This is a genomic window from Streptomyces zinciresistens K42 (genome assembly GCF_000225525.1).
GTDB lineage: Bacteria > Actinomycetota > Actinomycetes > Streptomycetales > Streptomycetaceae > Streptomyces > Streptomyces zinciresistens.
In genome coordinates this window covers 1-7,584 of sequence record NZ_AGBF01000258.1, presented here as the reverse complement: position 1 = coordinate 7,584, position 7,584 = coordinate 1, and the positions used below count along the sequence as shown (strand labels likewise).

Genomic DNA, 7,584 nt, shown 5'->3' with positions numbered 1-7,584 from the left:
GGGGGAGCACGGTCCGGTACGCCCAGCTGGCGGGCTCGGCCAGGGTCCGGCGCAGCAGGCCGGCGAGGAAGCGGCCGACGGCGAGGGACAGGCGCCCGGCGATCCGCCACGCGTGCCCGAGGGCGTCCCCGGCCTCCCCGCCGACGACGGCGAGCACGCGTCCGGCCGGGGCGGGGACCCAGCGGTACAGGCCCAGCGCGGGGAGCACCAGCATCACGCGCGCGGTCCGGTGCGGGGCGGCCCCGATGGATGCGGTCGCGGACGAGGGTCGCGGGCCGGGGCGTGGAGGGGGGCTCAGCCCGGCGCGTGCATGCCGTCCGGGAGGCGGTGGTGGCTGTGGCGCCAGCCGCCCCGCACCCGCACGGCGTCCGCGAGGTGGGGGTGGGCGGCCGGGAGGAGGCCGCTGTGGTCGTGTTCGTCCGGGTCGGGCCGCCGCGCCGGCCACAGCCGGACCGCGAGCACGGCGGCGAGCAGGGCGACGGTGCCGAGCGCGAGCACGGCCGCCCCCAGGCCCGCCACCGCGCCGAGCCATCCGGCCAGGGGGTAGGTGAGGAGCCAGCAGGCGTGGGAGAGGGAGAACTGGGCGGCGAAGGCGGACGTGCGCTGCCGCGGCGGGGCGGCGCGGCGGATCAGCCGGCCGGTCGGGGTGAGCACCAGGGAGCACGCGGCGCCGAAGGCCGCCCAGGTGAGCAGCAGGCCGGGCCAGCGCCAGGCGCCGCCGTCCGCCGCGGTCACGGCGCCGAGCGGCGCGAACACCGCCGTCAGCAGCAGGCCGCCGCTCAGCATCACCGTGCGGTCGGTGACGCGGTCGAGGACGCGGGGCAGGAGCAGCGCGACGGCCGTCGAGCCGGCGCCGTACGCGCCGAGCGCCAGGGAGACGTCGGCCGCGCCGCGGTCCAGTGCGCCGCGGACGTACACGACCGTGTTGACCGTGACCGTCGCGCCGGCCGCCGCCACCGCGAGGTTGAGCGCGAGCAGGGCCCGCAGGTGCGGGGTGCGCAGGAACAGCCGCGTCGCGCCGCCCGTCCGTGCGGGGGAGCCGGTGGCGGGCGGTGCGGCGGCGGCCGGCTTCGGCAGGACGGCGGAGAGCACGAGGGCCGCGGAGCCGAGGAAGCCGGCCACGGTGCCGAGGAAGAGCCAGTTGTAGGAGATCAGGGAGAGGAGTGCGGCGGCGAGTGCCGGGCTGAACAGGCTTTCCAGGTCGTAGGCCAGCCGGGAGAGGGACAGCGCACGGGTGTAGTCCGCCTCGGCGGGCAGGACGTCGGGGATGACGGCCTGGAAGGTCGGGGTGAACGCGGCCGACGCCGACTGGAGCAGGAAGATCAGGACGTAGACCTGCCAGACCTGGTCCACGAAGGGCAGCGTGAGCGCGACCCCGCCCCGGGTGAGGTCGGCGCCGATCATCAGGGCGCGGCGCGGCAGCCGGTCCGCGAGGGCGCCGATCGCGGGGGCGATGGCGACGTACGCCCCCATCTTGATCGCGAGTGCGGTGCCGAGGACCGATCCCGCGCCGGCGCCCGCGAGGTCGTACGCCAGGAGCCCGAGGGCGACCGTGGCCAGTCCGGTGCCGGCCAGGGCGACGACCTGGGCGGCGAACAGGCTGCGGTAGGTGCGGTGGCGCAGGACGGAGAGCATGCGGCGGCTCCGGGGCGTCGGTGTGGGAGAGCACGTCCACCGTCACCATATCCACAGGTGCGCATCTGCGCACATGAGAATCGCACAGGGGTGAGGGCGGCCCGCCCGCTCGGCGGGGCCGCCCTCTACGCTGTGCACATGCCTGCCCGCGAACCCTTGCCAACTGCGCCCGGTGCGCATCTGCGCCCCCCGGACAGCGCACGTCTGGCCGAGGCGACCGAGGTGTTCGGGATGCTCTCCGACGTGACCCGGCTGCACCTGCTGTGGCTGATCGCGCAGGGCGAGTCGGACGTCGGCTCACTGGCCGAGCGGTGCGCGGCGTCCCGCACCGCCGTGAGCCAGCACCTGGCGAAACTGCGCCTCGCGGGCCTGGTGGAGACCCGGCGCGAGGGCCGCCACATCTACTACAGCCTGCGCGACGGGCATCTGCGGCGACTGGTGGTGGAGGCCCTGAGCCACGCCGACCACAGGGTGAGCGGCCGGGCCCCGCACGACTGAGCCCGCGTCACCGGGCCCCCACCACCGGCCGCTCACTCACGTCAGCCCGCGGCGGGGCTCCCGGTGGCGCGCTGCGGCCCGGTGAACGGCACGGACGGGTAGCCGGTGTCGAAGTGCATGTAGTCGGGCACGGAGATGTCCTGCCAGATCCAGCCCTCGGCCCGGAACGCCCGCCAGACCGTGCCGCCTTCGAGGATCTTGCCCTGGCCCTCGGTGCGCGCGTTGTTCGCCGCGCTCGGCTTCCAGCACTTGCAGCGCAGGTCCTGCCAGGGGTTCTCCACCGGGTTGATGTCGATGGCACGGCCGTTGCCGTGCGGGGACTCCTTCTCGGGGGCGTTGATCTGGTTCGGGCGGCGGCAGTTGAAGGAGGCCGTGTTGTCGTCGGCCAGGCTCGTGGTGTTGTCGCCGCCGTACTCCTCCAGGGGCTTCATCCCGCGGATGGGGAACTTCGCCTCGAAGAGCCGGGTGAAGACCCGTGCGACGCTCTCGGCGGTGTCGGCGTTGACGACGAGGACACCGCGGCGGACCTTGCCGTCGAAGCCGTAGTGGTTGAGCTCGACGCGGCGCAGCTGGTCGGGCGAGGTCACCGGGCAGCCCTCGCGGACCATGCCGGCGGCGCGGATCCGCTGCCACTGCGCCGCGGAGACCGGCCGGACCACGGCGTCGGCCCGGGGTGCGGAGGCGGGCCCGGTGGAGGACGGGGCGGAGGACGGCGCGGAACGGGTCGCGGACGGGGCCGCACCGCCGGTGCCGGATCCGGCGCCCGTGCAGGCCGTGGTCAGGAGGAGCGCGGCCGTCACGAGCGGCGCCCAGACGCGGGTGGTGACGCGGATCACTGTGCGGTACCTCGCGAAGGCCGGAGGGTCAGGTCGTACTCGTACGTCAGCAGGGTTCGGCCCTCGGGGGTCGTGGTCTCGCCGGCCTTCTGCCAGCCGAGCCGTTCGTAGTAGGGGCCGGCGCCGTCCGCGCCGGCCGCGGTGACCAGGCTCATCCGGGCGCAGCCGGCCGCCGCGGCGTCCTCGGTGAAGCGGCGGACGAGCGCCGAGCCGAGGCCGTAGGAACGCACCCGGGAGGCCACGACGACATGGGCGAGCACGGCCGTGGCACCGGTGCGTATCGCCGCTTCGCCGGTCGGCGGCGGTGCCGAGCGGCGGGCGGGCAGGAGTTTGCGCGCGTAACGCCCCAGCCGGGTCCGCAGGAAGTGCAGGGCCAGGGCGGGGCGTACGGCCAGGGAGCCGCAGGCGCGGGCGGCGAGCCGCCGCCCGTGGACGCGGACCACGTGCCGCCGGTGCGCCACGGGGTCGAGCACGCCGGACAGGAACCCGGCGGGCGCGCCGTCCGCCTCGGCGACGTACGCCACGGCATGAGGGCTCGTCAGATACGTGCGGGTGTAAGCGGTCAGGTAGCCGCGGCCCAGCCGGGCGAAGAAGCCGTCCGGGAAGTGGGCCAGGTGCTCGGCGACCACGAACGGCAGGTCCTCCGGACCCATCGGCCGCAGTGCGCAGCCGGGGGGTGCGCCCCGGCCGGGGGTGCGCGACACGGGGGCGCGGCCGACAGGACCGGAGGGGTCGGGGGTGGGGGTGGGCAGGGCAGGGCTCGGTGGCGCTGCGGCGCCTCGTTCGACGTCCACACCCGCAAACTACTACGACAGGTAGAATTTCTACAGCGGGTAGTGTTTAGAGCCAGGGTAGAGTTTCCGGCGCCGATGGGAAAACCGGCGGCCCACGACCGGCGGCGGGCCGGGCCGGGAGACGGGCAGGCAGGCGGGAGCGCGGACGATGCGGCCATTCGGCGAACTGGAAGCCGACATCATGCGGGTGCTCTGGGCGGCGGGCGGGAAGTCGCTCACCATCCACGAGGTCGCCGACGCGCTCAACGGCGACGGGCGCGACCTCGCCTACACCACCGTCATGACGGTCACCGAACGCCTGCGCACCAAGGGCTGGCTGGAGCGCGTCAAACAGGGCCGTTCCTTCCGCTACAGCGTGCTGCGCAGCGCCGACGACTACTCCGCCGAGCTCATGGAACAGGCCCTGGAGTCCTCGGTCGACCGCGCGGGCGCCCTGCTGCGCTTCGCGGGCCGCCTCGACGCCGCCGAGGCCGAGGCGCTGCGCCGGGCCCTCGCGGAGACGCCGGCCGATCCGGCTCCCGAGGACTGAAGCGGCCCGCCGTGTCCGTCATCGTCGCTCTGCTCGCGTACGCCTTCCTGCTGGGCGGGCCGCTGGCGCGGCGGCTGGCGGGGGCGCGCTGGGTCAGCAGGGCTCCCCGGACGGCGCTGCGCCTGTGGCACGCGTACGCGCTCGGGCTGCTCGCCTCGCTGACCGCCGCTCTGGTCCTCACCGCGCACGACTTCTGGGAGCACGGCGTCGTCTGGCTGTTCCACGCCGCCAAGCCCCGCGTGCACGCCGCCTACGGGGGTGCCTGGCAGGTGCGCGGCCTGGCCGACGCGGCCCTGCTCCTGCTGTTCCTGGGCGCCGCCTCCCTGTCGGTGACGGCGGTGCGCAGGTCGATGCGGGTGCGCCAGGAACGCGACCGGCACCGGCTGACCGCCGACGCGCAGGGAGCGCGCGACGGGGCGGGCGAGGACCCGTCGGTACGGGTCCTGACCCATGCGGCGCCCGCCGCGTTCTGCATCCCCGGCGGGGGCAGCCGCTCGCGGATCGTCGTCACGACCGCCGCGCGCGAGCTGCTCTCCCCCGCCCAGTACGCGGCCACCCTCGACCACGAGCGGGCCCATCTGCGGATGGGGCACCACCGCGCGATCCTCGCCGCCGAGGTGCTCACCGCTGCCCTCGGCTGGGCGGGGCTGCTGCGGCCGTACGCCGGGCAGGTCCGCAGGCTCGCGGAGATGGCGGCCGACGACCACGCGGCACGCAAGCACGGACGGCGCACGGTGGCCTCGGCGCTGCTGGAGATGTGCAGCGTCCCGAACCGGGCCGAGCCCCCCAGGGCGCTCGCGATGACCGGCCCCGACGCCGCCGAGCGCATACGCCGGCTGATCTCCTCCACCGCCGCCGCCACCGCGCCGCTGATGCGGGTGCTCACCTGGGCGCTGACCGCCGCCACGATCGCCCTGCCGCTGGCCCTCGCCCTCGGCCCGGCCCTGCTGCTCGCCAACACCGCCCATCTGGGCGGCTGACACCGGCCGGTACGGCCGCTCCGCGCGCACCGCCCCGGCCCCGCCCCGGCCCCGCCGCGGTTCCCGCCGCGGTTCCCGCCGGACGGGTGAGCGGGACTTTCCGGCGCCTCGGACCAATCCTCGGCCTGCGCGGATTCGGATTACGTCCGGAGTTGCCCCTAGCGCGGAGGACGCTGTGAAAGAGGCCGTGTACATCGGTGGCGGTCCGGCGAGGGTGCCGGATCTCGAAGAGCTCGTGGGGCGGGTGGCGCTGGGCGACGAGAAGGCGTTCGCCGGGCTCTACGACGCCGTGGCGAGCAAGGTGCTGGGAGTGGCGCGCGCGGTGCTGCGCGACCACGCCCAGTCGGAGGAAGTGGCGCAGGAAGTACTGGTGGAGGTCTGGCGCACCGCCCCGGGCTTCAGCGCCGAGCGCGGCACCGCCGTCAACTGGATCCTGACGCTGGCGCACCGTCGGGCCGTGGACCGCGTGCGCTCCGTGGAACGGGCCGCGCTGCGGGACCACAAGGCGGCCCTGCTGGACCGGACACCGGAGTACGACGAGGTCAGTGAGCAGGTCGAGGCGCGGCTGGAGCACGAACAGGTGCGGCGCTGCCTGCGCACGCTGACCGAGATCCAGCGGCAGGCCGTGACACTGGCCTACTACCGGGGGCTGACCTACCGGCAGGTCGCGGAGGCGCTGAAGCTGCCCCTGGGGACGGCCAAGACCCGCCTGCGCGACGGCCTGATCCGGATGCGCGACTGCCTGGGGGTGACGGCGTGATCACCGACGACCTGCACCGGATGGCGGGCGCCTACGCCCTGCACGCCCTGCCCGACGACGAGCGCGAGGCGTTCGAGCGGCACCTCGCCGGGTGCGCGCCCTGTGCGCAGGAGAGCGCGGAACTGGCCGCCACCGCGGCCCGGCTGGGCCTGGCCGCCGCGGCCGCACCCCGCCGGGAGATGCGCGAGCAGGTGCTGCGCCGGATCGGCACCGTCCGCCAGGAGAGCCCCGGCACGGCGGATACCGCCCGCGCGGGGCGCGGGACGGCGCGCGGGGCCGTGCTGGGGCGCTGGGCCCTTGCCGCGTGCCTGGCCGGGGCCACGGCCCTGGGCGGCACGGCGTGGTGGCAGTACGACCGGGCCCAGGAGGCCGTGAGACGGGAGGCCGCCGCCGAACGGCAGAGCGCGGAGATCGCCGCCGTGCTGTCCGCGCCCGACGCGACGACGCGTGCCGGGCGCCTCCCGGACGGGGCGAGGGGCAGTGTGGTCGTCTCCCGCGCCCGGGACCGGGCGGTGTTCGTCGTCTCCGGCCTGCCCCGCCCGCCCGGCGGGAAGACGTACCAGCTGTGGTTCGACGACGGCGGCACGATGCGCTCCGCCGGGCTGCTGGACCCGGGGCGCGGCGCGCGGGCGGTGCTGATGCAGGGCGCCGTCGGCCGGTCGTCCGGCATGGGCGTGACGGTGGAGCCCGCGGGCGGCTCGGCACGGCCCACGACCGCGCCGCTGGCCCTGATGGAGTTCGCGTGAGGGGGCGGGGCGCGGAAAGCGGGCGTTCTCGTATAGGCCCCTTACCATAAATCCGTAGCCGTGGAGCCGGCGGATTGGTCCGGGAAAAAGATTCATCAGATCGGGTGGCCGACCAATCCGCCGGGCTTTCGGGGCCGGATTCCCCGCGTGACCGACGACGAGAAGAAAAGGCGCCGCCCGCTCGGCCCGATGCGGCTCGGCCTCGGCGCGCTCAGCGGCGCGCTGGCCGGTTTCGCCGCGCTCTCCGTGGCTGAGCTGGTGTCAACGGCCGTACGGCCGCAGGCGGGTCCGGTCGTCGCGGTCGGCGGAGCGGCGATCGACCGCACCCCGGCACCGGTGAAGGACTGGGCGATCAGGAATTTCGGCACCAACGACAAACTGGTGCTCCAGATCGGAATTCTCGCCGTCCTTGCGATTTTCGCACTGGCACTCGGAATGGTCGCGCTGCGGTATCGCCGCACGGGTGCCGCGGGAGTTCTGGTGTTCGGCGCGGTCGGCGCCGTCGCCGCGACGGGGCGCCCCGACTCGGCCGGTTTCACCGACGCCCTTCCGTCGCTGGCGGGCGCCGTCGCCGGGGCGCTGCTGCTGTACGTCCTGGCGGGCCGGCTCACGGCTCCCGCGAGCGCGGGCACGGGCACGGGCACGGGCTCGGGCACAGGCACAGGCACAGGCGCAGACGTCGACGGCACCGCGGGCGACGGCACCGCCGCCGAGGGCGTGGAGCCCGGCTGGGACCGCCGCGGGTTCGTAGTGGCCGCCACCGCCGCGGCGGCGGCGTCCGCCGGGGCGGGTGTGCTGGGCCGGTC

8 protein-coding genes and 2 pseudogenes are annotated in these 7,584 nt (G+C 75.5%); 6 read left to right on the top strand and 4 right to left on the bottom strand.

Annotation, left to right across the window (positions count from 1 at the left end; all coding sequences use genetic code 11):
• Together SZN_RS33675 and SZN_RS33670 are read right to left on the bottom strand one after the other, a co-directional pair.
• Nucleotides 1-226 (bottom strand): annotated as a pseudogene (locus SZN_RS33675) (hypothetical protein); the annotation flags it as partial.
• A gap of 68 nt (nucleotides 227-294) precedes the next feature.
• On the bottom strand, nucleotides 295-1,635 hold the full coding sequence (locus SZN_RS33670) for an MFS transporter (protein ID WP_007503983.1): 1,341 nt from the start codon (nucleotides 1,633-1,635) through the stop codon (nucleotides 295-297).
• A 138-nt stretch (nucleotides 1,636-1,773) separates the two neighbouring features.
• Between SZN_RS33670 and SZN_RS33665 the strand changes: the two genes are divergently transcribed.
• Nucleotides 1,774-2,133, top strand: coding sequence for an ArsR/SmtB family transcription factor (locus SZN_RS33665; protein WP_043734491.1), 360 nt, complete (start codon nucleotides 1,774-1,776; stop codon nucleotides 2,131-2,133).
• A gap of 41 nt (nucleotides 2,134-2,174) precedes the next feature.
• On the opposite strand, the gene SZN_RS33660 is transcribed toward SZN_RS33665, so the two are convergent.
• A complete protein-coding gene (locus tag SZN_RS33660) occupies nucleotides 2,175-2,969 on the bottom strand; it encodes a M15 family metallopeptidase (protein ID WP_007503979.1) in 795 nt (264 codons plus the stop codon).
• Complete coding sequence (locus tag SZN_RS33655) at nucleotides 2,966-3,622, bottom strand: GNAT family N-acetyltransferase (RefSeq protein ID WP_007503978.1); 657 nt, start codon at nucleotides 3,620-3,622, stop codon at nucleotides 2,966-2,968. Before SZN_RS33655 ends, SZN_RS33660 begins: the two co-directional genes overlap by 4 nt.
• 289 nt (nucleotides 3,623-3,911) lie before the next feature.
• Between SZN_RS33655 and SZN_RS33650 the strand changes: the two genes are divergently transcribed.
• The 5 genes and pseudogenes from SZN_RS33650 to SZN_RS33630 form a co-directional block, all read left to right on the top strand.
• Nucleotides 3,912-4,292 carry a BlaI/MecI/CopY family transcriptional regulator gene (locus SZN_RS33650; RefSeq protein ID WP_007503977.1) on the top strand — a complete coding sequence of 127 codons (381 nt, stop codon included), beginning with the start codon at nucleotides 3,912-3,914 and terminating at the stop codon, nucleotides 4,290-4,292.
• An 11-nt stretch (nucleotides 4,293-4,303) separates the two neighbouring features.
• Nucleotides 4,304-5,272 carry a M56 family metallopeptidase gene (locus SZN_RS33645; protein WP_007503976.1) on the top strand — a complete coding sequence of 323 codons (969 nt, stop codon included), beginning with the start codon at nucleotides 4,304-4,306 and terminating at the stop codon, nucleotides 5,270-5,272.
• 175 nt (nucleotides 5,273-5,447) lie between these two features.
• Nucleotides 5,448-6,032, top strand: coding sequence for a sigma-70 family RNA polymerase sigma factor (locus tag SZN_RS33640; RefSeq protein WP_007503975.1), 585 nt, complete (start codon nucleotides 5,448-5,450; stop codon nucleotides 6,030-6,032).
• Nucleotides 6,029-6,778 (top strand): anti-sigma factor, encoded by a 750-nt coding sequence (locus tag SZN_RS33635; RefSeq protein ID WP_007503974.1) that lies wholly within the window; start codon nucleotides 6,029-6,031, stop codon nucleotides 6,776-6,778. The genes SZN_RS33640 and SZN_RS33635 overlap by 4 nt, the downstream gene beginning before the upstream one ends.
• Before the next feature lie 147 nt (nucleotides 6,779-6,925).
• Nucleotides 6,926-7,584, top strand: a pseudogene (locus tag SZN_RS33630) (molybdopterin-binding oxidoreductase); the annotation flags it as partial.

Bases quoted from the DNA above. Each gene is read 5' to 3' on its own strand.
- SZN_RS33670 (WP_007503983.1), bottom strand. From the start codon at position 1,635: ATGCTCTCCGTCCTGCGCCACCGCACCTACCGCAGCCTGTTCGCCGCC.
- SZN_RS33650 (WP_007503977.1), top strand. From the start codon at position 3,912: ATGCGGCCATTCGGCGAACTGGAAGCCGACATCATGCGGGTGCTCTGG.
- SZN_RS33665 (WP_043734491.1), top strand. From the start codon at position 1,774: ATGCCTGCCCGCGAACCCTTGCCAACTGCGCCCGGTGCGCATCTGCGC.
- SZN_RS33655 (WP_007503978.1), bottom strand. From the start codon at position 3,622: ATGGGTCCGGAGGACCTGCCGTTCGTGGTCGCCGAGCACCTGGCCCAC.